The sequence below is a fragment of the Pectobacterium aroidearum genome (assembly GCF_015689195.1).
Classification (GTDB): domain Bacteria; phylum Pseudomonadota; class Gammaproteobacteria; order Enterobacterales; family Enterobacteriaceae; genus Pectobacterium; species Pectobacterium aroidearum.
The window spans coordinates 598,924-623,781 of the sequence record NZ_CP065044.1 but is presented as its reverse complement, the minus strand read 5'-3'; the positions used below and the strand labels follow the sequence as shown (position 1 = coordinate 623,781).

The following is a 24,858-nucleotide window of genomic DNA, read 5'->3' as shown; positions in this document are numbered from 1 at the left end:
ATCCATGGCGGGAAAGCGTGTTCGCAGATACCGGATTGTTGCTCTACACCACCATCCAATCATGTTCGACTCAGCTATCGGCACTGTCCCTATCCATCCCGGAGCTACCGTAAAAATGACCACCATTTTTCAGATCGAAACACTTCGCCGTCTGGCATGGCCCACGACCATAGTGATACTCACCATCCTGATACTGCTGATCTGGCGTCTCTATGCTCCAGTGCCTCAGGGACCTTCGCATCCAATAAGTGGCCGTGTAAACTCGCCACCCGACCCATCCGTTTCTCATTGGCATCAAGGCACAGCGAATGCCCGTTTCACCCTGATCCTGTACGCGGATCTGGAGTGCCCCTATTGCAAGGATTACTACCCTGAGTTGACACACTGGGTCGCGCAGCAACACGATATTCGTTTGCAATGGCATCACCTGATCCTGAGTTCGCATGAACCTGCAGCATCGCACCTGGCCAGCATGGCAGAGTGCGCCGGCAAAAGCGGTGGTCACGATGCCTACTGGCAGATGATTACCTGGATCTACCAGCACACCCGAGGCAACGGCGAGGGACTGCCACCGAATACCACGCCCCCCGGATTGAATCAGGCGATGCGGTCCTGCATGGATAGCGAATGGCCCCACCACTTGATCCGCCGTCAGGTCGAACAGGCACACCAGGAAGGCGTACAGGCTACGCCATCACTGCGGCTGATCGACCAGCAGACCAACAGCGCCATGTTACTGACAGGTCCAGTACAGGGGGATGCTTTGCTATCGGCGCTGGATCTGCTCTCCGCCCCACAAGCCTCGGATGAGGAGCCCAAATTGCCTGCTGACATCATTGACCACACGCCCAGGTAGTCTGTGGCCTTCAGAGCAGAGGGATTCGATACTTTTTTACGCTCTCTAAAACAGGGGAGCACCACGTCCTGATTGTTTGTCGCTTCCTGAGGCCAGTTGGAGTCGACTACCTCCATGATCAATTTCATGGTGCTCCACTATGCTGGCTCCCGCTTCAACCTCTTCATTCTGGTGGCATACGCTTGCCATCGTCATGCTGACTGCCCTGTTGAGCCCACTGGCACAGGCCGCAGATGTAGTTGTCGTCAGCGACACACGACACCCGGTTCAGAACCTGGGCAATACCCGGCTCATCGAACTGGATAGCCCCTCACGCATAGAGGCCGAACTGGCAGCCAACCTCCCCCAAGACCCGGCACACGCCACCATCATTGTGCAACAACGCCTGAGAGAAGGCGGTACAGCCCTGCAGCAACGCATCAACGAGGCCTATCAGGATGTTGTCGATGCCTGGAGCCTGGGCATTACCACCCTTCCAGCCGTCATCGTCGATCAACGCTATGTGGTTTATGGCGAACCTGACGTCGCCAAAGCAGTGGCGCGTATCAACACATACAGGAGGGCTCAGCCATGAGACTCCCCCGCCGCCTGCGCGTCAGTCTTGCCACCGTTTTGCTCACGGCAGCCAGTTCCTCGTTTGCCCTCAACACCGCTGCCATCATCTCCTCATCATTATCCCCTGATTGCCTGGAATACCGGGTCACCGGGATCTGCTACTGGCTGCTTTGCACCAAGTTCGGATGTACGGTTCGTACCTCCGTCAAAGTCAGACACTACGTCCCCGACGCCGTAGTGTCGAGCTACGCTAATACCGGCGAGAATCCATGGCTTGAAGTACGCGCCATGAGCCAAACCAACACCACGGCCCGGAGCGGTGGTGACGGCACCAGCAACCATGGCAACGAGAACAATCTCTCCAGTTTCCGTAACGCAGACGTGATCGGCCACCCCGGCGGCCAGGTGTTCAGTCAGTTTGCCGCATCATCAGGCACCATCTGCGATGGTGCTGGCACCGCCTTCATGCCGTACCTGCTGAGCACACTCGATACCATCGCGTGGCGCTACAACATTCCCGAAGCGGTGTACCCCGAGGCGCTGATCCCCGGTATGCGCGAGATCGGCGCACGCACCGCACTGAACCTGTGGGGCAACGTCTATCCACGCGGCGGTTTCCTGCACCAGGTGGACAGCTACAAGGCCAGCGCCGTGGTCGCCCAGCGGGCGGGCGATATCGTGACCCGCAGAGGGCAACTGCACGTATACCAACCCCTGCTCGCCAACGCACGCGACGGTTACTGGCCGGCAGGCGCACTGATGGAAAGCGATGCTGCAACCGGAAAATGGCAAGAATTGGCCCCTCGTTCCTCCTCTTCCTGCACGGTCTTCCCACACAACGGAACACACACTCAGGCACAGCAAGACAACTACGCCTGGGCACTCTGGCGACCTTATAGCTGCTGCCAGCGACGCGGCCAGACCTTTCTTGGCAGCGTAGATTTCAACTGAGGACATAATGATGAAACGTCTCGACCCGAAAGCGTTTTCAATTCTTGTGCCGCGCCTGTGGCAACCCACGCTATGGGTTGCTGCACTGACGCTAAGCAGTGGTCTGGCTCTGGCACAGGACGGAGGCTTCCAGAACAGCGGAGCCGTCATTGGTGATGAAGTGATGTACTCCATCGGCGGCGGTAACGCCGTATCAATGAGCGGTGCGGTCGGCATGCGCTCGATTGGTGTCGGTGTAGGCTGGAACAGCAACCTGATCTGCGGTGACATGAACATCAGTACCACCATCCAGAATCAGCTCAATGGGCTGACCAACGGCTTTCAGAACATCATGGGTAACGTGATCCAGAGCGCCACCAGCGCCGTCGCCTCGTTGCCCGCACTGATCATCCAGCGGGCCGATCCGGGCCTCTATAACCTGCTGACCAATGGCGTTCTGCAAGCCCGACTCGACTTTGATCGCTCCAAACTCACCTGCCGAGCGATGGCTGAAAAAATGGCAGACACCGCAGGCGGCCAGCTCGGCTGGAGCCAGATCGCCGAAGGCATGGCGCTGCGTCAGGCGGTCAGCAGCAGCGACGCCGTGTCAGCCATTGAACAGGCCGAAAACAACCGGGGCAACGACGGCGTACCATGGGTGGGTGGCAGCAATGCCGGTGGTGCAGGTCAGCGCTCAATCAAGGTCGTCGGGGACGTAACCCGTGCAGGCTACAACCTGGTCAATGGCCGTGGGGTAACCGACACCGCCCCCATCGACCCGGCAAATTGCCAAAGCCTGTCCTGCCAGACGTGGGCATCCCCCCAACAAGCCATCGACTTTGCCACGCGTGTGCTGGGCGAACAGGAACAACGCACCTGCGAAGGCTGCACCAAGACCGAGACCTTGCCTGGCGTCGGATTGACCCCGGTCATCCAGGACGAATACGACACCAAACTGGAAGCGCTGCAAGAGCTGGTCAGCGGAGCACGCCACACCACGTTCGAGAACCTTAGCAAGGCTGGCAGTACCTCACTGCCCATCACCCGTGGCGTGATCGAGGCACTGCGTGACGAACCCGATCAAGACATCCTGGCCCGACGTCTGGCCTCCGAAGTCGCGCTGGCATCGGTACTGGAAAAAGCCCTGCTGCTGCAACGTACGCTACTGACCGGCAGGAAAGAGCCAAACGTCGCCGCCAACCAGTTGGCAGTCGCCGCCGTCGATCAGGAAAGCAACACGCTTGACCGCGAGATCCTTAATCTCAAAACCGAGCTTGAACTGCGCCGCGAACTCACCAACAACTCGCCGATGGCCATCATCCAGCGCCACAGCGCACGCGCAGCAGGCTCACGCGGCATTTATGAAGGCGATCCCGTACCTAACCGTCTTGACCAGTTGCAACGCCCCAACCCCGGAGGCACGCCATGAGTCTTGCCTGGTTGCGATCACACCGTCTGTTCCGTTGGCGTACCGTCAGAGTCCTCCTGTGGACGGTGGCGTTGCTGATCATCACCGTCACAGCCAACGTCCTGGGCATCTACTTCGCTGGCAGCATCGCTGGCTGGGAACACTGGCTGGCCGATGCGGCCAGCTATTTCCTGTTGTGGCGCGTGTGCCTGTACGGTGCCACCGTTTATGGCTGGCTGTGGATGCGCCGCCGCCTGCTCCTGCGCGATACCCGCTCCGACGCCCGGCGCAGGCTCATTCGTGCCGAGATTTCCGGTATCGCCGCGTTACTGGTGCTGGAATTCAGCCTGTTGGTACAGGACGTATAGGGGAGTATGACCATGACGCTTTTCACTACCGATTATCTGGAGTATTACCTGACCCTGGTGAGCTGGGTCGTCCACAACGGTATTTGGGCTGTACTGGTTTCCAGCGGCGTGTTCGTCCTCCCCTTCGTAGCCATCATCATCGACGAATGGCTGAGATCCCGTACCGAGGGTGCCGACGAAGGCAACAAGGGCATCCTGTCTTCAATGCGCATTGAAAATCGGGTATGGGTGGCGATCGTGGTGGTGATGTTCGCCGGTATTCCGTTCATCGATGTTGACCTCGACACGATCAGGTACGATCAGGCGCGTTCGGCACAGTGCCAGATCAGCGTGCCCCAGCCCGAAGACACGGGCTGGTCGCAATCATTCAGCACCCTCAACAACCAGAGTGCAAAAGTGCCAGTCTGGTGGGCCTTCATGCATACGCTCTCACGCGCGATCACGGGTGCCTCGGTGGCGGCTATCCCATGCGGCACCGACCTGCGACAAATGCGGATGGAGATCAATGCCACCCGGATTGACAATCCCCTACTGGCTCAGGAAGTCGCAGACTTTACCCACGACTGCTACGGCCCTGCACGCGCCAAACTGTTCATGAGCCGTCCTGATCTTGATGAAGCACAAATGCACGACGTGACCTGGATCGGCTCGACCTATTTTGTCAGCACCAGCGGCTTCTATGACACCTACCGCGCCAAGACACCACGTGAGGGCTGGGCTTACGACAGCAATCGTGACGCTGGACTGGCTCAGGTGCCAAGCGGGGCGGGCTACCCAAGTTGCCGCCAGTGGTGGAGCGATGGTGGCAACGGTTTACGCGCGCGCCTGCTGGCACAGGTCGATCCCAGCCTACTCAGCCGTATTGCCAACTGGGCGGGATTCATCAGCCGTGCAGAGGTAGATGACTCCGTCATCAGGGCACTTGCATCCCCCCGCCAGCAAAAACTCAATCAAGGCAGCGTTTACACCGATTATGGCGGTCAAATCGACAAAACCTTACCGAATATCGTCACACGTGCTGCAGGCGACATCGGCATGACCATTGGAGGAATCGCCGCATTCCCGGCATTGGACGTCGTACGCCAGGCACTGCCGATGGTGCTTGCACTACTGAAGATGGCACTGGTGATCTGTATCCCTCTGGTGCTCCTGGTCGGCACCTACGACCTGAAGACCGTTGTCACGCTCAGCATCGTGCAATTTGCGCTGTTCTTTGTGGATTTCTGGTTCCAGCTTGCACGCTGGCTCGACAGTACGATCCTCGATGCGCTTTACGGATGGGGATGGGGCTGGAATCGGCCACACAACAATGTTGATCCGCTTGTAGGCATGCACAATACCTTCAGCGACATGTTGCTGAACTTCGTTATGGGCACGATGTTCATTGTGCTCCCGGCATTCTGGGTCGGAGCGCTGGCCTGGGCGGGCATTCGGGCGGGGACAATCGCAAATAGTTTTTCAGCGGGCACAAAGGATGCTGGTAATGCTGGCGGAAAGGGGGCGGGTACGGTCTCCAAAAAACTCAGGTAGGATTTAAGCCGGATCAATCACCATCGCGATACATCTCGTGAGATGTATCGTTGTGCAGATTAGGATCGTACCCTGGCATTTCGCGAAGCTCATCCAACGTAGCAGGGAAGCCTAATTCGAAATCATCTTCTGGCGTGCTTTGTCCGACAGCCCAACCAGTAACAACAGCAAACACAATCAACAATGCCAACCAAAAGACGAAATACGCCAGTACGCCAAGCACAATCAGTTTGATTGCCCACAAAAACACGAAGGCAACAAACTGTGGCACATCCTTGGATACCAACCAGTTCGACACTTTGCGCTCACAACGCACATAGCCACGCCAGCCTCTACCGAGCCAACGGCCAAAGCGTTCCGCAATACTGTTATGGCTCGTGCTATTCATGGTCATCATTTATCTGCGTTACCCGTTTGTGCCGAAAGTTCACCTTACTGCAATTGATACGCGATGTTGTTACGGAAATCATCTTGTCTACTTAGCTTAGAGCAGAAATACCATACATCAAATATCTAGCTTTTGGGGGAGGAGAACACTCGGCAGCAGGCTGTTTCAAGAATTATTTTTGAATGGGGCTACTCTGTCCACGGAAGACGCCAGGTACTGCCATCTCGATCGTTTGTGTAGAGCTTCCCACCACGCCCACGCTCATCAGTCCGGAAACATTTTTTGTCGCCGTCGCACGTGGTCCACGTTAGACGGGAATTTTTGATCTGCTCATTAAGAGATGATAGTTCTGCCCGACGTTGCTGAATCTCGTCCACCGAAGGCATCAGAAATAAAATAGATGCGATAAAAACCAGCATCATTACAATCTGTGGCCCAATAATATATAACCAGCTCCTAATATTGAGCTTTTTGGCCGCTTCCTTGTACTGCTCTGTTGCTATTTTAGCTGCATCATTTGCCTGCTGAAACTTGACACTCAACAAGTCCGCCGCCCGGTTGGCAGTTGTTTCCGCTGAATCAGCTATCTTGTGGGAAACACCTTTTTCCAAAGTTTGAAGACGGATGCTCATACTTTTAACCAAAGATTCCAAAGCCGCCGTTGCTTCTCTAGCTTTCTCACCATCGCACTCCGCTGCCTCCCGCAACTTTTCAGCCGCGTCAAAGAACAACTGGACATCATGATCTGTCAGGCACCTATTCATGTTATCTCCCATAGCCCCTTCCTAGCTCTTTCTGCCGCTCTTCTTTCTTAAGCTCCATTTCCAGTGCTTTTTCCATCTTCAATTCCTGTTTTTGCCTATACGCCATCCACTTTTGATAAGACATGTTCAGCGCCACCAAATCCTCCAGCGCGACAAATTCTATGCCACCGCCAGAACCCACAATCACAATCAGCGCACCCGCACCTGTTTCCCCCGCGCCCTGACACCAGCGCACAAGCTTCAGATAGTTCTTCTCCTGTGTATCCCGCTCATCGTTCCTTGACGAAATCACGTCATCCGCCACAGATTCAATAAACCTCTCCAGAGCAAATGGCTGTTTCGCAGGTTTTTCTGTCTCGAATACATCAAGATAAGGAGAAAAAAATGCTTCAACACCTTTCAGATCAGAGGGTGCCGTTTCCACGTACCAGTGAACTCTGCGAGAGATATTCAGCATTTCCGGCGAATCTTCTATAGCCGGTAATAGTTTCCTGTACCGAGAGAGTTCCTTTTTAGAACGGTTCGCTTGTGCCTTGAACTCGATAAGACGTAATGTGCCAGGGAAATCGAGCAGAACATCACCTAGCGCCTTATCTTCCGGAGTTTGCTGTAACAAACTGACAGCACTCGGAAGGTATCCGGATTTAAGCCGTCCTCCGATGGAAATGCCCAATCCATAAAGAAAATTACCAATCACCACGTTTTCATAAAGTTTCACGTTCGTCCTTCCGCTGTTAAATAACCATGTAATATCTATTTACCATGCATCTTATCTGAAAATATCTTTTACCATGAAGCATTCTGCCTCATGGCCCCATACATTATTTATTTTTATCAGAAGCATGATCGTTAGAGCCACACACAGCCCCAGTGACACCTCTGAGACACAAGACCTCATACAACCATCCATTTCCCAACACAAAAAGAATTCCCCCCTGCCGCATTGATACTCGATGGCACAGACAAACAGCGCTATATCAAAAGGCTCCAACAAGGGTAAAACCGATAAAAGGCAATGGAATGGGGTCAAGGGGAAAGGCTCTACCCAGAAAAGGAAAAGGCTCGTTTACCCCGCACTTGAGGCATCACCATGTTTACTCTGTTCCAGCGAAAAAAGCCCACGCCACCCCAGCCTGCTCCTGTCGTGCCAGAAAAGGGGCTGCTCCAGCCAGAACCCGCAACGTCTTTGCTAGCCACACCTCGTCGGCAAAAGCTGCTGGAACACATCTGGCAGCGCACCTCACTCTCTCGCAAGCAATTCATCACACTTTACCGCAGGCCTCTGGAGCGCTACACAGAGCTGGTACAGTTGTTTCCCGCCTCGGAAACACATCATCATGCTTACCATGGCGGCATGCTCGATCACGGACTTGAGATCGTCGCCTTTGCACTGAAACTGCGGCAGTCCCACCTGCTGCCTGCTGGCGCGCCTCCGGAAGATCAAGCCGCGCAATCAGAAGCCTGGACAGCGGCCATCGCTTATGCCGCACTGCTCCACGACATCGGCAAGATTGCCGTTGATCTGCACATCGAGCACGAAGACGGTAGCCTCTGGCACCCCTGGTACGGGCCGCTGACACAACCCTACCGCTTTCGCTACCGGGATGACCGTGAATATCGCCTTCATGGTGCTGCCACTGGCTTGCTCTACCGGCAAATACTCGATAACCACATCCTCGACTGGCTCAGCAGCTACCCGGCTCTCTGGACTTCGCTGCTGTATGTGCTCGCAGGACAATACGAACACGCCGGTATGCTGGGCGAACTCGTCATTCATGCCGATCGCGCTTCAGTGGCTCAGGAACTGGGCGGAAATCCCAACCGCGTCATCCTGACGGCTCCCAAGCAGGCACTAAAGCGCAAGTTACTCGACGGGCTGCGTTACCTGCTCAAGGAAGAATTGAAAATCAACCAGCCCCAGGCTTCGGATGGCTGGCTGACAGAAGATGCGCTTTGGTTGGTCAGCAAGACCGTCTCTGACAAATTGCGAGCCCATCTGCTGGCACAGGGGATCGAAGGCATTCCATCCAATAACACGGCTGTGTTCAACGTGTTGCAGGAGCATGGCGTACTGCAGCCAACCCAGGATGACAAGGCCATCTGGAAAGCCACCATCAGCAGCGCATCCGGCTGGTCACACAGTTTCACGCTGTTGAAACTCTCTCCGGCATTGATCTGGGAAGCGTCCGAACGTCCAGAGCCCTTCACAGGAACGGTGACGATCGACATCAGTTCTACCGATAGCAGCGACGTGATGCCTCCCGCACCTGAACCTGCGGTATCTGCCTCTCCCGCTCACCCCACACCCGTTATTACAACAGCACCGTCCCCCACTGCGCCACACGATGTCATGGAAGACATGCTCGCAATGCTGATACCAGCCGAAGCGCCTAGCACTGCTTCGTCTTCCAGTGCGCCGAGCACTGCACAACCCACCACCTCACCACCTGATGACACGGATGAGCCCATACCACCACAGGCCTCGGATACGCCATCCCAACCTGAGCCTGCCAAACCGCTTTCGAGCGAACACTTCATCGCCTGGCTGAGGGAAGGGGTTCAATCACGCAAACTCATCATCAACGACGCCAAAGCGATGGTGCATACCGTGAACGATACGGTCTATCTTGTCAGTCCTGGGATTTTCCAGCGCTATGCGCAGGAGCACCCGACACTTGCCACCCTGGCGAAACAAGAGGGATTACAGGATTGGCAGTGGATTCAAAAGCGCTTCGAAAAGCATCAGGCGCATCGAAAGCAGCCCAGCGGCCTGAACATCTGGACATGCCAAGTGACCGGGCCAAGAAAGACTCGGCGGTTGCACGGTTACTTACTCACAGAGCCGTCAATCATCTTCTCGGAGCAACCACCTAATAATCCATACTTAACGCTTCTGGAGGACGAGCCAACTTAATCATGCAATCCGGCGCAACGCTGCACATATCGTTCTCAAAACGCATTGACACAATACCGTCAATACCTGATTCCCTGACTGAGACATTTACGATTGAACGTACGCTTGGGTATATGCAGACTGTCTGCGGCAGCCTGACGATCGCCACCGAACTGCCGTAGCCTCGCTTGCAGGATGGCGGCCTCCCGTACACGTACTGCGAGGCGCAAATCCGCTATGTGCTGAAAATCCTCTCCCTGAGCCAGTTCACTTGTCAGCCGTTTCTGCGCTTCGGGCGGCAATGACTGCATGGTGATCTGCTGGCCGGATGAGGTGTGAGCACAAGCAACCTCCAGAAGGTTGCGCAGTTCCCGCACATTGCCAGGAAAGGCATACTGCATTAACTGACGCAGGAATGACTGCTCCAGCGTCACGGGTGCTTTCTGCTCCCGTCTGCAACAGAGTGCGATGAAGTGACGGCACAGCAGCGGAATATCCTCTACACGTTCGCGCAGTGGCGCTACATGCAATACACACTGGCATAGTCGGTGGTACAGATCCTGGCGAAACGCACCGTCTGATATGCGCTTTGTCAACGAATGATGCGTGGCGGCAACTAGCCGGAAATCCGAATGTGCTTCCTGCTCTGCGCCGAGAGGGCGAAAACACTTGGTCTCCAGCACCCGCAATAACTTGGCCTGCATGGCAAGCGGCATATCTCCGACCTCGTCCAGAAACAGCGTGCCACCATGGGCCTGCGCCACCAGACCAACCTTGTCGCTCAGAGCATCAGAAAACGCCCCTTTCTGGTAGCCAAACAACTCACTTTCGATCAGATTCTCGGGGATCGCGGCACAGTTAATCGCCACAAAGGGTGCATCGCCCCTAACGGAACACTGATGCAACAGGCGGGCCACCACATCCTTGCCTGTACCCGTTTCACCCAAGATCAATACTGACAAAGTATGCTCAGCCGCCTGTCTGATCTTCTGTTGCAACGCCCTCATATATAACGACCGACCGATCAGTGCATCCTGTATGCGTTTTATCAGTACCTGCTGACACACCTCATCCCGAGCTCGTTTGACAGAAGCACTGAGCATTGACTGCTGATACAGCCCTCCCGATCGCTGGCGCAAAAGCACCACTTGGTTGCAGAATATCTGAACCAGCTTTCTACCTTCTCCACTGTCGTACCATTGTTGTAAACGCTCTGGTGTATCCAGCAGCGCCAGTGTTCCCAGCACAGTGCCACTATCCGATAACATCGGTATGGCATACAGCCCACACGCTGTTTCCAAGCCCGATAGTATTTGCTGAAAAGCCAGGTGATCAATACTCGCACCACCATTCAACGATGACCAGACGTGTGCCTTGTTCTCATGCAGGGCATAGGCCAATGGGTGACTGAAATCATCCACATCAAGTGCCATCACAACGGGTTCATCTGCCGCCTGGCCTTGACACAAAAGCTGCCTACCACTGCCATCAACCAGCCCAAGTATCGCCCCCTGGGGTCGCCAGTAGGATGCCACCGTGGACAAAAGCCAGCCACATAAATCAGTCTCAGTGTTCTGGGCAGTCAGAGTCAATGCCAGATCAAACAGGGATATCTGCCCCGGCTCTTCATCGCTTTTGCTCCTCAGTGTCCCACTCAGCAATTCTTTGCCTTCAAACATAGCCACTTCCTTGCCAAATTAATTATTCCTTTATGCTTACACGCAAGAATAATTTATCAGCCAGGTAGAATTTATTATATTTTATTTACAATAAACCCCGAACCGCAGCATATAAAATAACTATCACTATTAACACCATTAATAATTAACAGGCTCATAAACAGAAAACACTATCTACAATCAACATCCCAGCAACAATCCGGAATAGCGTTATTATAAATAGCAAAATCCGTCTTTCAGACAGATAACAGATGGCACAACGAAGTGACGTTCCTGGCAGAAAACTGCAAACACAGGATGAACTTGATCAAATTTTAAAAATTAATTGTTTGATGACTGCCAAACACCTCCAGCAAACCCATCTGAATCCTTAATTCTGATTATTTGTTTAGATTGGTAATCTCGACTATCGAGATCAGAATATTCGACCACTACAGGCAGGTTAGCTCCATAGCGCCAAAATGTTTGTTGATCTCCTCGAGTATAGCCAAATGAGTTAGTCATGAACTTTCCATTCAAAAGCAATGGAATTTCACCATCATCAGAGAAACACCTCATCACACCTGAGTATATAGCGTTCTTAAATTTCTGACTTCTAACCCATTCTGATAGACATGCATCAATATCACTTTCTTTTACACGAATACGGACATTCGTAGCGGGTCTGTTTCCAGTGTTACTTAGCACCAAGTTATAGGCAATGGATTCATTGCCACCGGCATGGGTTTCGACTGCCGCTGAAACTATAGGCCTATTTGATTGAAGCCAGCTTCTTCGTGTGAAAAAAAATGACAAAACCGATAACATAAGTGCCAATACAGACACGATAGATTTCCAATCATCCAGGTTCGACAGTGACATACCTTGTCCTTATACGCATGCTGTTTATGCTAATTTTTGGCAGCAGAGCACCACCCCTAAAATACATTATCGTTATTTACTTAAACTTTATTTTATCTGCTACGGAACAGCTTGCTATCTGGGCATCAGATGGTCTAGTGCTGACAAACGTGCTTCCCGATACATTACAGCCAATTAGTTTCGCATCATCAAAAACACAATCTTCAAAGCAACAAGAATAAAAATTAGATTTAGACAAATCAGCCTTAGAAAAATCACAACCCAAAAACTTCCTCCCTCTAATCAATACATCCCTCATCTTACAAGAAACAAAAATACAAAAATTAAAATCTGAGTTAATTCTGGTTGAATTAAACACCGCACCACTAAAATCACAATTAATAAAACACTCAGACAAATTTGCTGGCAAGACAGAACCAACGAATTTACAACCATCAAAAACAGAGTCAATAAATCCCGTAACCCCTCGCGATGGACCATACCCGTCTTTATTTCCACTTATACTTCTTGAATATGAAAAATCAATATCCTTTATTAAATGATAGCGAATAGGCTCCCTAAAAGAAAAACCCCTAAAGTCCATTTTCCCCTCGTCCGTCAACCCAAATGGTTGAGTTACCCATTTTGAATTTTCTACCTTCTTATCTCTCCAATCTTCTTTTTTTAGATTACGATTTATTTCAAAATTCAATTCATCAGACCATCGACTAATGAGTTCTTTTTTCGACCTTCCTGCCATACACCCTCACTTAATATAAAATATTAATTAGCCAGTCCGTCACGCCATTAACGTTATATTTCGATATTTTAGGAGCCTGACCTGGCGTTGTTATATCAAATACTGCAACCTTTCCACCCGGAAGTTCTAAATGATAATCAGGCCGTAAACTCCCCCACCATTCCCCTGTTCTATTTCGGACAATATCTTTAAGATATCGATTATCGACAGTTAACTTGTCTGTCATTTGCTGAATAGCATTTCCTCGTGAGACGTTCTTAAGCCACTGAGGCACATGGGTATTATTAACCCACTTCTGGTGGATTTTTCCCCATGCAGTATCCATATGACCACCACGGTCAAGAAGACGAGCCGCTCTTTGCGTTGCCGCATTCAACTCACCAGCAGCACGATCAACAGCCTGATGCCCACCGAGACCTTTTCCTCCAGATCCCGCTCCGCATGCTGCCAACCCAAATGGGTCAACCCAGCCCACCGTGTTTTGGACATATCCATAGTTACTCTCGCCCCCCAAAATACTGATCGGGTCGGGTGAGATATAACAACCACCGCTTGGATCATAATAGCGGAACCTGTTATAGCATAAGCTACTTTCCGCGTCACGGTACTGCCCAGCAAATGCCAATCCTGGCTCGAGACTTTCAGTATTATCTGTATAGCGCTGGCCCCATAAATTAGTGCGCGGAGCCTGCCAGCGAAGTTCGCTTTGCAGATTAAAGATCTGCCTGCGGCTCACCATTATGGCCGCTAGTCACAAAATCAGTTTCCCAGTTCCCCTCCACAGTTTGATGCTGCTGCACCAACAATTCCCAGCCGTTATGCACCCAGTGACGGCGTGACACCAGTTCTCCGTCGCGATAATGGCGCACCTCGGCTACCTGGTCGCCGTCCCACAGGTAGCGGATATCGTTCTGGGTCTGGTCGCAGCGTTTGCCGATACGCCGCCCGAACGGGTCGTAACGGTAGAACCAGCGCTCACCCGCTGGCGTATCCACTACCCGGAGCTGGTTGCGGCTGTCCCAGCGGTAGTACCATACCTGCGGCCGATAGCCCGGCTGCACCACCTGTTTGCGTATTAACCGCCCGGTTTTGTCGTACTAGATTTGAAAATATGAATCAATAATTAAAACCAAATAGTTTTAATTTGGCACAAACCCCTCATTTAATTTACATTCAATTATTTTGATAACATTTTCAAAGTAACAAAGAGCTCTTTCCCCAATCACCTTCCCCTCTCTACTCCCCTCATATAGATTTCCGGACAAATCGTACGCTCTATTATTCAATGGATTCACAAACAAAAAATCATCCAAAATAGCTTCATCAAAGCGCTCATTGCCTAAATGAAAAAAATAACCATTCTTCCAGCATGACTCATCAGTGATAATTGGTGGCACCAGAAATTCACAACCATTACTAGGAACCCCACCCTGCAATTCCATCGTTTTCTTATCAAAAATACAAATCAGAAGAGTCCTTTTAAATGGGCCAACCGTTAAGTCGGCCAAAACGACCTGCCCATATAAATATTCATTATTATTTGTTTTAAAATAGAAAACGTCCCCTTTGACGGGTCTTTTAGGTTTCTTCGACACATCTATTTTAATAACGGAAATTTCATTTACCATTTTAATCTAATCCCATTATCTTTAAGCCAGTTTTCGCCCCACTCCACAGCTTCTGAGTAAAGTTTTCTTGTAGGACTAATGCTATTTATCTCGTTCTTAAAAATTGACGTGTTATTATCAATCAAAGCCTGCTCTATACTCCGGGCATGCCCCCGATTCAATGGGGTTTCAGTTATAGGAACCAATCGATCAAACCTACTACCATGCTGTAGAGCACGAATATCAACGTCCTTGCTTATTCCTACATAAATTGGATTCCCATCCTTGTACCCTATGTACACGTGCGTATTGTTTCCTTGTGCCGCTTTAGATTTTATCCAATCGTCATATGACATATTGGGGCAAGAAGCCAATCCAAACGGATCAACCCAGCCAATCGGGTTAGGCACATATCCGTAGTTACTCTCCCCACCTAAAATACTGATAGGATCAGGCGAGATATAACAGCCACCACTCGGATCATAATAGCGGAACCTGTTATAGCATAAGCTACTTTCAGCGTCACGGTACTGCCCCGCAAATGCCAGTCCCGGATCAAGATTTTCAGTATTATCTGTATAGCGCTGGCCCCATAAATTGGTGCGCGGAGCCTGCCAGCGAAGTTCGCCTTGCGGATTAAAGATAGCCTGCGGTTCACCATTATGGCCGCTGGTGACAAAATCGGTTTCCCAACTGCCGTCAGTGTTCTGGCGCTGTTGCACCAGCAGTTCCCAGCCTCTGTGTATCCAGTGCCGTCGTGATACGGGTTCACCGTCGCGGTCATGCCGCACTTCAGCTATCTGGTCGCCATCCCACAGGTAGCGGATATCGTCCTGGGTCTGGTCGCAGCGTTTGCCAATGCGCCGTCCGAACGGGTCGTAACGGTAGAACCAGCGTTCACCTGCTGGCGTATCCACAACCCGGAGCTGGTTGCGGCTGTCCCAACGGTAGTGCCACACCTGCGGCCGATAGCCCGGCTGCACCACCTGCTTGCGGATGAGACGTCCGGCCTTGTCATACTGATAGTAAGTGTTGTCCTGCTGGGTCAGGCGTCCGGCCTGCCATTCGGTCAGGCGGGTGGCGTCCTGTGGTAAGCCGCTACGGGTGTAGCGGTATTCCTCTTCGGTGTTGACGGTGCGCCCCGCACCACCGCTCAGTACCGACAGCACCCGTCCGCTGGCATCGAGTTGATAGCCTGCTGCTTCGCGATTGCGTCGGGTGCCGGTCAGGTTGCCTGCGCCGTCGTAGAGATATTCCCGCGTCTGGGTCGGTTGCAGGCGACCGTCCACCGCCTGGCCGCTCATCTCCCGCGTCAGCCAGCCCATGGCATCGTATTCACGGTGCTGCATAAAGCCAGCCTGACTCTGCCGGGAAGACTCCCGACCCGCACTGTCGTGCGCCAGCGTCAGCTCCGCGCCATCCGGTAACTGCACCTGACGCAGTTCACCTGTCGCACTGTAACGGAAGGTGCTGGTGAGTGCCGCACTGTCTTCTTCGCCCTCCCAGTGCAGGCTGCGGGTGACGGTATGCGACGTGTCCTGATAGTGGCGTCGGATTGCCGTGCCGCTGTTCCGCTCCTGCACCACCCTGTCACGCTCGTCATATTCAAGCTGGATATGACTGGTGGAGGATGTCACTTCAATCAGCCGGCCTGCCGCATCGTAGCGGTAGTGCAGGGTGTCGTCCGGCGCGGTTTCTTTGATAAGCAGGCCGCGCCCGTCGTACAGAAAGTGGCGGGTTTCTCCTTCGCCGTTACGAACCGCGATGCAATGTCCGTCCTCATCGTAGCCGTAATGGGTTTCCGTACCGGCCATGTCCCGCTCGCGGATAACCCGCGCATCGGCATCCAGCCACCACTGCCAGCGGTTGCCATCCGGTGCGGTGACGCACACCAGTTGCTGGCTTTCTTTATCGTAGTCGTACCGCCAGGTGCGTCCCTCTGCGTCGGTACGCGACATCAGCAGGTCGAACGGGCCGTAGGTTTGCCGCCATACCGCGCCGTTGCCATCGGTGTAGTTCAGCAGGTTGTTGTGCTTGTCGTACTGGCGCTGCTCTTGCTTGTCGTCCGGGCGCAGCAGTTGCTCCGGCAGTTTCCAGCTTGCACGGCGATACCCTAGGCGATAGGTGGCACCATCCGCGCGTGTCCAGCTCGTGAGGCGGTCTTGCTGGTCATAGCGCAGTTGCCGTGTGCGAGATTCTGCATCAGTGGCACTCATCAGGCGGTGCCGGTGGTCATAGAACAGGTTGGCCTGCGTCCGGCCTTGTTCGTCGCTCACCTCGGTCAGCAGGCCGTAGCGGTTCCATGCAAACCGGACTTCGCTGGCGTCCGGCCCGGTCAGGCTCAGCGGATTGCCCTTGCTGTCATACTGCCAGGCCCAGTTGCGGCCTAATGGGTCGGTGATGCCGGTCAGCCGCTCGTAGTGGTCATAGTCGTAGTGCCACTGGTGGCCGCTGCCGTCGGTAAAGGTGCTGACCAGTCCACTGTTGTCCAGATAGGCAAATTCCACAACCCGCCCTGCCGGAGAGATTTCCTGCAGCAGGTTGCCCACATCGTCATACTCATAGCGGGTGATATGGCCGAGCGGGGATTTCTCCCACGCCATCAGGTACAGGTCATTGAAGCCGTATTCATGGCGTTGCCCCAGCCCGTCAATCATCACCACGCGGTCGGCCAGGTACTCGAAATTCGCCGTCAGGTAGCCATCGGCACAGGTGGTATAAACGCAGCGCCCCTGATGGTCGTATTCATACCGTGCCCAGGTCTGGTCGTTGTCGTGCCAGCGGATCAGACGGTGATGGCTGTCATAGTCGTAGAACAGGTGATAAGCGTGCGCAGCATCCGCCTCGACCAGCCGTCCCTGTTCATCCTGCCGGTATTCGGCCAACACGGTTTTTTGCCCGCCATCAATGCGCTGCACCTGGCGCAGGAATTCGCCCTGCCATACCAGCAGCAGTTCGATGCCGTCGCTGTGTCTAAGCTTACGCAAGTAGCCTTTCGGATCGCGCAGAAAGTCGATGCGATTGCGGTGGTTGTCGGTGATAGCCGACAGCAGTAGCTGGTCTCCCTGCTTGACGGTAAACGCCCGCCAGGTCTGGCTGTCGCGGTGCCACAGGTGAAAGCCGTTATGGCGTTTCACCAGTTTGAATTCGGGGTATTCGGCGCAGTACACCACCGTTGCACCGATTCCAAAGGTGAAATCGATGTCATAGCCCTGCGCCAGGGTAAGCGTCACATGGATGTCCCCCTGGTCGGTGCGACCAATGGTGGCCACTTCACTCCAGCTATCGTGCCAACCATGACCCAGCAAACCGGTGTGAGGGCTACCAGAACGGTAGGTGCGTTCAAACAGCAGCGGAACGGTCTGGCCCAGTTCCAGATCGAGGCGTTTTTCAATGACCTCACCACTGGCGATGTAGACAGGATCTTTCAGGAAGCCGCGAATGGATTCGGTGACACGCGCCAGTCCTTTGCTTTCTTTAAAGCCGTTTTTGGCGCACTGCACGGCGCTACGGAGCCCTTCCAGGGCATGTGCTGCGCCCGCTTTCATGCCCCGCAGCACCGCCATCGGCCCTTTGGTGAACAGCTTGCCCAATCCCCGGAACAGACCGCGACTGGGGGGCATCAGGAATTCCACCGCGAGTATCAGTGCTTTCTCCCAGCCACTGAACTCGTCCTCTACCTTGAGTGGAGAGGCCTGGCCAGAGCCAAAGAATACTGTTGATGCTCCCTCCTTGATGGTGGCCCCACATACGGTTTTGTCATCTACACGTGCTGCGTGGTAGCCCTCGACAAATACCGTGGCACTGCCCTGGGCAATCAGTTGCGGGCCGTTGTGTTTGTCGCACAGCACCGCATCTATTTCAGCGCGGGAGACTGGATTACCCTCAGCAAAGACTTTCTTCGAACCATCCTTGACCGCCCCTGATGAGGGCGACATGCTGTCAACCATCGAGGACACACGCTTGCTGACACCGCCTATCAGGTCACTCAGTCCATACACCAGCGCCGCCCCTGCCGCCAGCTTGACTACCCCCACCACCAGGGCGAGACCAGCCCCGCCTGTAATGCCGGTCAACACGACCGCACCCGCGACTGCGGCGGCTGCCACGGTAAACGCGGCAGCCGCGATCAACGCTCCGACAGCCGCCCCTGCCAGTGCGCCCCAGAAGCTACTATGCTTGATGGCCTTGCCTGGCGAGGTGGGCGGCTTACCCTGCCCCGGCTCAGGTAAACCCGGTGGCAACTTAGGGCGGTTGCCCGCATGCATGGCACCAACACGTGCAATACGGGAGAGTATTTCCTCACGCATGGCCGCCTGCCTTATCCTCCGGTGTGGCAGGCGATTCAACTGCTTTGAAGGTCTCAATCACGGCCAGCAAGCTGGCTTTGTTCTCATCACTGAGCACATCGGCGGCGGTAATGGTGAAGGTCAGCAGCAGGTTGTCACGCATCTGCATCACCACCACCTGATGCATCTGCCCTTCGGGCGACTGCCAGGTGTACTCAACCGCTTGAGCGGTTTGCCCATCCAGCGTCAGCGTCCACGCCTGCCGCTCTTCATAACCTTTAAGTTGCGCCGACAACTGCGCCAGCGTGTCCTGATAAGCCGCATCGGCTGTTTTACCGCCCTCCACTGGAGTGCGGTTGACCACCAGGTTGGTCGTGTCGTCAGGCAGAACAAAAACGTGCAGCGACTCATCACGCCATTGCGCAGGAATGTTCAACGTGCCTTCGTTCATCTGGTACATGTTTCAGCGTCCTTGTTGTTGTTCTTGTGACTTAGTTCAGATCGATACGATTGCCGTTGATGGTGACGGTGTTACCCTTGATGGTGATGTCACCTTTATCGCTGATACTGAAAAAACCGATGCCGTTGGCAATCAGGATGCCGCCCTGTTTCGACTGGATAAGGATGTTGTTTTTCACCTGCAGGCTGTCATGAACGTCTTCCGTTGCAGTGGCGTCGCCCACAACGGTGCTGCGGCTACCGGAGATGGCAATGGTTTGCTGCCCCTGGATTTCAGTGGACTGGTCTTTGATGACGGACACTGCCTGATTGCCACCGACGTTTTCGGTATGGTCAGCCGTCACGGTAGTACTGCGGTTATTCAGCACCACGGTGTTCATGTCTTTCTGAGCATGGATAAACACCTCTTCCTGCCCGGCCTGGTCTTCAAAGCGCAGTTCATTGAATCCCGCGCCCTTATGCGTTGAAGTACGCAGCGAGGTGCGTGTCTTGTTCGCTGGCAGTGGATACGGTGAAGGATTGGTGGCATGAAAGGTTCTGCCCGTCACAATAGGCTGGTCAGGGTCGCCTTCAAGGAAGCTCACAATGACTTCATGGCCGATGCGCGGGATGGCGATCAGGCCGTACTGACCGCCTGCCCAGCCCTGACTGACTCGTACCCAGCAGGAGCTTTGGTCGTCGCTGGCACCATATCTGTCCCACGGGAATTGCAGTTTGATGCGCCCGTATTCGTCGCAGTAGATTTCCTCGCCTGCGGGGCCGACCACGGTGGCAATCTGCGGGCCATCCACCATCGGTTTGTATGGCAGATCGGCACGCCAGGTACTTTTGGCGCTGATAACCTCAAAGCTGTTGCTGTAGGTGGTCGGTTCGCCGCCGCTTTCTTCTTCCAGTGCCTGCGGTTGCTGGCCGCTGTGGGTGATCGCCACCAGTTGCCAAGCCGCGTTGAGCGTTGGATTGGGGTGTTCGGTGAGGGTAAAACTGCTCCCCGGCATCAGCATCGCGGCATTAGATTCACCCGATCCCGTCATGGCACCGGCGCGCAATGCATCCAGCCGATAGCCGGTAAAGGCCTTGCCGCTCGGATCTTGTTTGAAGCGACCGGGATAGTCGAAGTGTTGATAGCTTTCACGCTGGTTCGCCAACTCACCGCTCACCTTGCTGTGCAGCAGGCCGTAGGCGGGCGTTTTGAAGCTGTAATCCTTGAGCGCGACTTCTGCTGTGCTGACCGCTTCGGCGTAGCGGAAACGTCTGACATATTCGCCTTCACTCAGCCCCTGCGTGGCGAGGTTGAAGAACAGTTCCGGGCCTTTGCCAAGCGCCCCGGCGTCATCGGCAAAGACAACTCGGTGCTTACCGGCCTCAAACTCATGGAAAAAGTACAGGCCTTCCTCAGCCGCCAAACGGGCGACAAAGGCCAAATCACTTTCCCGGTACTGCACACAGTATTCGCGGGGCGCGTGGTCGTGCCGCAGCGCAAAGGCGTAGTCGGTGATGCCGGACTCTTCCAGCAACGTACCAATAATCGCTTCTGGCTTCTGTGCCTGGAAGATCCGTGCATTGGTGCGCAGCCCCAGCCGCCACAGCGCCGGTCGCACTTCTGCCTGATAGCGGGTACGGCGAAAACCGGTGTCGCCCTGCGCAAAGGCGCTGACAATGCCGCTGACACGGCGCTTGAGTTCACCTTCGTACCACACCAGCAGTTCACACGGCTGATCCAGCACGGCACCAAAGTCGATACCCGGCAGCGGGCTGGCCAGATTCAGCGACAGGGAAAACGGCTGGTTCAGTGCCTCGCTGAGCTGAAAATCCACCACCGCAAAGGTGCTCTCGGGCAATGCACCGACCTTTACCGTGAACTGTAATCCTGTACTGTTTGCCACACGTCCTCCTGATGCTGTCATCCACACTCAGGCATGGCATGAGCCATGACTCAGTGCAGGAAACCCGGCACAGGGCCGGGTTTGAGCAGCATCAAGCTTCGACAGGCGTGCGCCAGTCGTCAGAACCAGAGGTTCCGGCCACAGTGTGCTCCCAGTCGACTTTGCGGTAGGCCAGAGAGACTTCGATCAGTTGGGTGTAATCGAGCTTGGACGGGTCCTGGCAGTGTGGCATTTTGCAGTCGATATCCACGATGGTGGCGTCAGTCAGCACGGTAGAGAAGAAGTGCTCTTGCTTACCTTCAACCGACGTGCGATACCACTTCAACGTGACGGTCGGCAGCATTTCACCGGAGGCCAGGGCGTTGTACATCAGTGGCACCGCTTTGTTCAGCGCGACGGTGAACTTGAACGGCTTGTGGACACGCTGACCAGACGGTTGGCCAGACTGCGGATCGGTCGGCACGGTGACGACGTGTTTGAATTCCTGTACCAGCATTTCATCTTCATGGCCTTCCACATAGATGTTGCCGACAGAATCAGAAGTGAAGGCTCCAGCGGTGATGTTGCCCTGCGTTTTTCCTTCGATGCTGATATAGCATGGAGTTGGCATAGTCTTGCTCCTTTCCTTGTTGTTGATATAGGTAACGCTTCGTCGTTACTCATATCAATAACCATGCCAATTTTTATCCTGCTGTTTTTATTGATTATTTACTTAAATCAAATTTCCCCTAAGCCAAATTTGAGCAAGAAGTTGCTCAGACCATCCCGAAACAATGATGATTCTTTGTAAAACTGACCCAGACAGTCGGATTATTCTGTGATCTGCGCAATAAATGGCCTGAGCTTCGCAGTTATTCTGATAATTTTGATTAATTTTTGAGACTACCATCTCCTTGAGAGGGTATGGCTATCAATCTTTCAAATAATAGTGTGTAAACATTAGCTTCTCGATCGACCAGTAATTAGAACCAATAACATGATGTGCTTAAAAGTTTTTGAGTGCGGCGCATTTTTCACTTATCTTGTTTAGGCCTTTGGCAAAATCCATCGGCGGGGATTTGCACCCCCTATACATGTGTCCCATCAGCGTTTAGGCGCTGGTGTGCCTGAGTACGCCCCTGTTATGGCGGTTCAGGCAGGGGAGGATTTATCCTCGCCGGTTTAGGTCACATGTCCGGTAGTGCAAACCCTGTCTGAACCGCCACCCACAACATGGAGCTATTTATGGTTATGGCGCAGCAGCAACAGGACTGGCACCGGGCGGATATCGTCGCCGCACTTCACAAGAAACGTATCAGCCTGGCCGCACTCTCACGACAGGCCGGACTCAGTGATTCCACTCTCGCTAATACGTTTTATCGCCCCTGGCCGAAAGGCGAAAAATTGATTGCAGAAGCGCTGGACATGGACCCAGCCGAGATCTGGCCGAGCCGGTATTACGATGAGACGGGCAACAAAGTCACCCGAAGGTTCAAAAAAGCACGAACACCCGTTTCTGGCTAAAAACAACCACTTGCTGGCAAAATCATCTGCCAGCACAAAAATGCGTCTTCACTACCTGTTTTACTTACTATTCTCCCGACATGCTGCCATAACAGCTCAACACTGCCAGCCCTTCAGCACAACAACTTTTTAATTTGAGAAAGCTGCAAATTTCACTTATCTTAATTATGCCTTTGGCAAAATCCATTGGCGGGGATTTGCAGCCCCTTAGCGAGTTACCCATCAGCGTTCGCACGCTGGTGTGCCTGAGTACGCCCCTGTTATGGCGGTTCAGGCAGGGGAGGACAATGTCCTCGCCGGTTTAGGTAACTTGCCCGGTACTGCAAACCCTGTCTGAATCGCCACCAGCAGTAAGACTCAGGGTTACTTCATATGACAATGAACAAGCAGGACTGGCACAACGCCGATATCATCGCAGGCCTTCGTAAAAAGCACACCACGCTGGCTGCGTTGTCCCGGCAAGCGGGACTAAGCTCCTCTACTCTCGCCAACGCACTCACTCGCTCCTGGCCGAAAGGCGAACAACTGATAGCCAACGCACTCGGCGTGGAACCCGCCGAAATTTGGCCTAGTCGATACTTTGATGATGATGGTAATAAACTGGAAAGAAAAACCAGAAACAGTTGATTGACTTGCGTTCCACACCAGGGAATAAGTGCTGTAGAATCCAATTATTATGAAAATAAAATTATTTAGATTTAATGATTTCTGCCAACCAAAGGAAATACTATGAACAATATCAATATACCCCTTCCTGAGATTGAGGCAATACAATTGATTGACGTCAAATCTCTGAGGGATTGCATTAATCAATGTAAAAAAAATGAAATTTCCTATCCTCTGCGAGATTTTCGACTATACAGCTGCGGACCATACATTTCTGAATGTGAAAATCGCCTCAATTTAGCAATTGCATCTCACCAGGCTGCTAAAAGTTCAAAAAAACGCAGTGAAACACAATTCGCTGTGGACAAGGCTGAAAATGATTTAATTCATGCCGTTCAGACAATGAAAATCCAGGCTGAGAAGCAACTTAGCGAGCAGCGTTTGTACATAGTAGACGATGAAATCCGTCATCCAATAGGTACGTTAACGAGAAACTTACAGGTTCGAGTTACCTTTCGCTGGCGGGAATCAGAAACCGATGACTGGAAAATTGGTAGCATCACTGTGACACATACTACCAGACCTGATCTTCGGCATAATCAGCCTGTTAAGCGGAACAGAATCAAAGCAGAACAGGATAACCAGAATGATTTATACTGTACTTGGGAGTATCTTGCTAGCTTAACGAAATGTGCCGTTCGTGAACATTTTCGCGAAGGAAAACCGGGATCGTTAATTCCAAATAGATTTGAGGCGGTGCCTGATAATCATTCGGGTGAACTTAACAATTACAGTGTAAATTTTTAGTGTTAACTGCCTACGAGCACTATTAACACATCCAAAATAAATAGACTAAACGCCTTGCCGCTCAGAGAATCTGAGCCGTCCCTCTTAGATTAATGCCAAATTACGCTAGCTATTTCCGATTTTGACACAGCAGCGGGAAATTAGCTGATCACTTTTTGGTATAAGCAATAAGTTCATATGAGCAATCAATTTTGAACTATAGAAATTTTTAGGTCCGACATAATTGAATATGTAACCGATGCCAACCTGGAAACTCTGCCAATACTATCCAGTGCGGCTTTTCTCCTTGCAGCGGTTTCGCGGCAAGCCCATCAGATTTTGTATATACACCATTCTCATTCTAGCAGATGTATATGCCAATAATTTCCTGTAACATATAAACCACGTAGGAATTTCACACTTAACTGGGATATTTTTATGAAAATATTGAAAGATTCAAACCTTTCAGATGAATTTGAAGGGTGGGATGATGACAAAATTTATGAATTTGATGATGGCACCAAATGGAAGTTAGCCTCCTACACGTACAGCTATAGTTACAGCTATCGCCCCAAAGCCAAGCTGCTAACTGATGGAACACGCTACTACCTTGAGGTTGAAGGGATGGGCGTAGCTGTGGAAGTTGTTCAAGTCTAGAGAAAATAGCCGCGCCAGCGGCCTTAATTTATATTAGCTCAGACTTGAGCTGGCGGTGCTCTTAGAACACTATTCAATCTGACAGTCGACAACGGGC

General features: G+C 52.8%; 22 protein-coding genes and 1 pseudogene. 11 read left to right on the top strand and 12 right to left on the bottom strand.

Going from position 1 to position 24,858, the window contains the following annotated elements; all coding sequences use genetic code 11:
• The first annotated feature begins 115 nt into the window (after positions 1-115).
• The 6 genes from I2D83_RS02775 (at position 116) to I2D83_RS02750 (ending at position 5,647) form a co-directional block, all read left to right on the top strand.
• Positions 116-856: a DsbA family protein gene (locus I2D83_RS02775; protein WP_205947491.1), complete on the top strand. Its 741-nt coding sequence runs from the start codon at positions 116-118 to the stop codon at positions 854-856.
• A 139-nt stretch (positions 857-995) separates the two neighbouring features.
• Complete coding sequence (locus I2D83_RS02770; protein WP_205947490.1) at positions 996-1,430, top strand: TIGR03757 family integrating conjugative element protein; 435 nt, start codon at positions 996-998, stop codon at positions 1,428-1,430.
• On the top strand, positions 1,427-2,362 hold the full coding sequence (locus tag I2D83_RS02765) for a TIGR03756 family integrating conjugative element protein (RefSeq protein ID WP_205947489.1): 936 nt from the start codon (positions 1,427-1,429) through the stop codon (positions 2,360-2,362). The genes I2D83_RS02770 and I2D83_RS02765 overlap by 4 nt, the downstream gene beginning before the upstream one ends.
• 7 nt (positions 2,363-2,369) lie before the next feature.
• Positions 2,370-3,770 carry an integrating conjugative element protein gene (locus I2D83_RS02760; protein WP_476739474.1) on the top strand — a complete coding sequence of 467 codons (1,401 nt, stop codon included), beginning with the start codon at positions 2,370-2,372 and terminating at the stop codon, positions 3,768-3,770.
• Entirely contained in the window at positions 3,767-4,117 is a 351-nt protein-coding gene (locus I2D83_RS02755; RefSeq protein ID WP_121247323.1) for a hypothetical protein, read from the top strand. Before I2D83_RS02760 ends, I2D83_RS02755 begins: the two co-directional genes overlap by 4 nt.
• Positions 4,118-4,129: 12 nt before the next feature.
• On the top strand, positions 4,130-5,647 hold the full coding sequence (locus tag I2D83_RS02750; protein WP_205947488.1) for a conjugal transfer protein TraG N-terminal domain-containing protein: 1,518 nt from the start codon (positions 4,130-4,132) through the stop codon (positions 5,645-5,647).
• Between the two features lie 13 nt (positions 5,648-5,660).
• On the opposite strand, the gene I2D83_RS02745 is transcribed toward I2D83_RS02750, so the two are convergent.
• From I2D83_RS02745 to I2D83_RS02735, 3 genes are all read right to left on the bottom strand, one after another.
• Positions 5,661-6,044 (bottom strand): DUF3742 family protein, encoded by a 384-nt coding sequence (locus I2D83_RS02745; protein ID WP_476739473.1) that lies wholly within the window; start codon positions 6,042-6,044, stop codon positions 5,661-5,663.
• Between the two features lie 179 nt (positions 6,045-6,223).
• Complete coding sequence (locus tag I2D83_RS02740; protein WP_157681917.1) at positions 6,224-6,811, bottom strand: hypothetical protein; 588 nt, start codon at positions 6,809-6,811, stop codon at positions 6,224-6,226.
• Positions 6,801-7,517 (bottom strand): hypothetical protein, encoded by a 717-nt coding sequence (locus tag I2D83_RS02735; protein WP_205946765.1) that lies wholly within the window; start codon positions 7,515-7,517, stop codon positions 6,801-6,803. The genes I2D83_RS02740 and I2D83_RS02735 overlap by 11 nt, the downstream gene beginning before the upstream one ends.
• Before the next feature lie 372 nt (positions 7,518-7,889).
• On the opposite strand from I2D83_RS02735, the gene mobH reads away from it, so the two are divergent.
• The gene (gene mobH / locus I2D83_RS02730; protein WP_205947487.1) at positions 7,890-9,713 is read left to right on the top strand and encodes a MobH family relaxase; all 1,824 of its coding nucleotides are present in this window, start codon (positions 7,890-7,892) and stop codon (positions 9,711-9,713) included.
• Between the two features lie 59 nt (positions 9,714-9,772).
• Here mobH and I2D83_RS02725 read toward each other — a convergent pair whose 3' ends face one another.
• The 9 genes and pseudogenes from I2D83_RS02725 to I2D83_RS02685 form a co-directional block, all read right to left on the bottom strand.
• The gene (locus I2D83_RS02725; protein WP_241007264.1) at positions 9,773-11,371 is read right to left on the bottom strand and encodes a sigma-54 interaction domain-containing protein; all 1,599 of its coding nucleotides are present in this window, start codon (positions 11,369-11,371) and stop codon (positions 9,773-9,775) included.
• A gap of 321 nt (positions 11,372-11,692) precedes the next feature.
• Positions 11,693-12,232, bottom strand: a complete 540-nt coding sequence (locus tag I2D83_RS02720) for a hypothetical protein (protein ID WP_205947486.1) — start codon at positions 12,230-12,232, stop codon at positions 11,693-11,695.
• A 76-nt stretch (positions 12,233-12,308) separates the two neighbouring features.
• Positions 12,309-12,971, bottom strand: coding sequence for a pentapeptide repeat-containing protein (locus I2D83_RS02715; protein WP_205947485.1), 663 nt, complete (start codon positions 12,969-12,971; stop codon positions 12,309-12,311).
• A gap of 439 nt (positions 12,972-13,410) precedes the next feature.
• Positions 13,411-14,068, bottom strand: a pseudogene (locus I2D83_RS02710) (RHS repeat-associated core domain-containing protein); the annotation flags it as partial.
• A gap of 42 nt (positions 14,069-14,110) precedes the next feature.
• Positions 14,111-14,599 (bottom strand): Imm26 family immunity protein, encoded by a 489-nt coding sequence (locus tag I2D83_RS02705; RefSeq protein WP_205947484.1) that lies wholly within the window; start codon positions 14,597-14,599, stop codon positions 14,111-14,113.
• Positions 14,593-18,888, bottom strand: a complete 4,296-nt coding sequence (locus I2D83_RS02700; protein WP_241007263.1) for an RHS repeat-associated core domain-containing protein — start codon at positions 18,886-18,888, stop codon at positions 14,593-14,595. Before I2D83_RS02700 ends, I2D83_RS02705 begins: the two co-directional genes overlap by 7 nt.
• On the bottom strand, positions 18,881-19,327 hold the full coding sequence (locus I2D83_RS02695; protein ID WP_205947483.1) for a DUF1795 domain-containing protein: 447 nt from the start codon (positions 19,325-19,327) through the stop codon (positions 18,881-18,883). The genes I2D83_RS02700 and I2D83_RS02695 overlap by 8 nt, the downstream gene beginning before the upstream one ends.
• Before the next feature lie 31 nt (positions 19,328-19,358).
• Entirely contained in the window at positions 19,359-21,209 is a 1,851-nt protein-coding gene (locus tag I2D83_RS02690; protein ID WP_205947482.1) for a type VI secretion system Vgr family protein, read from the bottom strand.
• 91 nt (positions 21,210-21,300) lie between these two features.
• Positions 21,301-21,819, bottom strand: coding sequence for an Hcp family type VI secretion system effector (locus tag I2D83_RS02685; protein ID WP_129707094.1), 519 nt, complete (start codon positions 21,817-21,819; stop codon positions 21,301-21,303).
• A 620-nt stretch (positions 21,820-22,439) separates the two neighbouring features.
• On the opposite strand from I2D83_RS02685, the gene I2D83_RS02680 reads away from it, so the two are divergent.
• From I2D83_RS02680 to I2D83_RS02665, 4 genes are all read left to right on the top strand, one after another.
• A complete protein-coding gene (locus I2D83_RS02680; protein WP_129712389.1) occupies positions 22,440-22,712 on the top strand; it encodes a helix-turn-helix domain-containing protein in 273 nt (90 codons plus the stop codon).
• 378 nt (positions 22,713-23,090) lie between these two features.
• Entirely contained in the window at positions 23,091-23,339 is a 249-nt protein-coding gene (locus I2D83_RS02675; protein ID WP_039325644.1) for a helix-turn-helix domain-containing protein, read from the top strand.
• A 102-nt stretch (positions 23,340-23,441) separates the two neighbouring features.
• Positions 23,442-24,125: a hypothetical protein gene (locus tag I2D83_RS02670; protein ID WP_015730058.1), complete on the top strand. Its 684-nt coding sequence runs from the start codon at positions 23,442-23,444 to the stop codon at positions 24,123-24,125.
• 417 nt (positions 24,126-24,542) lie between these two features.
• A complete protein-coding gene (locus I2D83_RS02665) occupies positions 24,543-24,761 on the top strand; it encodes a hypothetical protein (protein ID WP_015730057.1) in 219 nt (72 codons plus the stop codon).
• Positions 24,762-24,858 lie beyond the last annotated feature (97 nt).

Coding starts and splice junctions, on each gene's coding strand:
- I2D83_RS02775 (WP_205947491.1), top strand. CDS start 116: ATGACCACCATTTTTCAGATCGAAACACTTCGCCGTCTGGCATGGCCC.
- I2D83_RS02770 (WP_205947490.1), top strand. CDS start 996: ATGCTGGCTCCCGCTTCAACCTCTTCATTCTGGTGGCATACGCTTGCC.
- I2D83_RS02765 (WP_205947489.1), top strand. CDS start 1,427: ATGAGACTCCCCCGCCGCCTGCGCGTCAGTCTTGCCACCGTTTTGCTC.
- I2D83_RS02760 (WP_476739474.1), top strand. CDS start 2,370: ATGATGAAACGTCTCGACCCGAAAGCGTTTTCAATTCTTGTGCCGCGC.
- I2D83_RS02755 (WP_121247323.1), top strand. CDS start 3,767: ATGAGTCTTGCCTGGTTGCGATCACACCGTCTGTTCCGTTGGCGTACC.
- I2D83_RS02750 (WP_205947488.1), top strand. CDS start 4,130: ATGACGCTTTTCACTACCGATTATCTGGAGTATTACCTGACCCTGGTG.
- I2D83_RS02745 (WP_476739473.1), bottom strand. CDS start 6,044: ATGATGACCATGAATAGCACGAGCCATAACAGTATTGCGGAACGCTTT.
- I2D83_RS02740 (WP_157681917.1), bottom strand. CDS start 6,811: ATGGGAGATAACATGAATAGGTGCCTGACAGATCATGATGTCCAGTTG.
- mobH (WP_205947487.1), top strand. CDS start 7,890: ATGTTTACTCTGTTCCAGCGAAAAAAGCCCACGCCACCCCAGCCTGCT.
- I2D83_RS02725 (WP_241007264.1), bottom strand. CDS start 11,371: ATGTTTGAAGGCAAAGAATTGCTGAGTGGGACACTGAGGAGCAAAAGC.
- I2D83_RS02720 (WP_205947486.1), bottom strand. CDS start 12,232: ATGTCACTGTCGAACCTGGATGATTGGAAATCTATCGTGTCTGTATTG.
- I2D83_RS02715 (WP_205947485.1), bottom strand. CDS start 12,971: ATGGCAGGAAGGTCGAAAAAAGAACTCATTAGTCGATGGTCTGATGAA.
- I2D83_RS02705 (WP_205947484.1), bottom strand. CDS start 14,599: ATGGTAAATGAAATTTCCGTTATTAAAATAGATGTGTCGAAGAAACCT.
- I2D83_RS02700 (WP_241007263.1), bottom strand. CDS start 18,888: ATGCGTGAGGAAATACTCTCCCGTATTGCACGTGTTGGTGCCATGCAT.
- I2D83_RS02695 (WP_205947483.1), bottom strand. CDS start 19,327: ATGTACCAGATGAACGAAGGCACGTTGAACATTCCTGCGCAATGGCGT.
- I2D83_RS02685 (WP_129707094.1), bottom strand. CDS start 21,819: ATGCCAACTCCATGCTATATCAGCATCGAAGGAAAAACGCAGGGCAAC.
- I2D83_RS02680 (WP_129712389.1), top strand. CDS start 22,440: ATGGCGCAGCAGCAACAGGACTGGCACCGGGCGGATATCGTCGCCGCA.
- I2D83_RS02675 (WP_039325644.1), top strand. CDS start 23,091: ATGAACAAGCAGGACTGGCACAACGCCGATATCATCGCAGGCCTTCGT.
- I2D83_RS02670 (WP_015730058.1), top strand. CDS start 23,442: ATGAACAATATCAATATACCCCTTCCTGAGATTGAGGCAATACAATTG.
- I2D83_RS02665 (WP_015730057.1), top strand. CDS start 24,543: ATGAAAATATTGAAAGATTCAAACCTTTCAGATGAATTTGAAGGGTGG.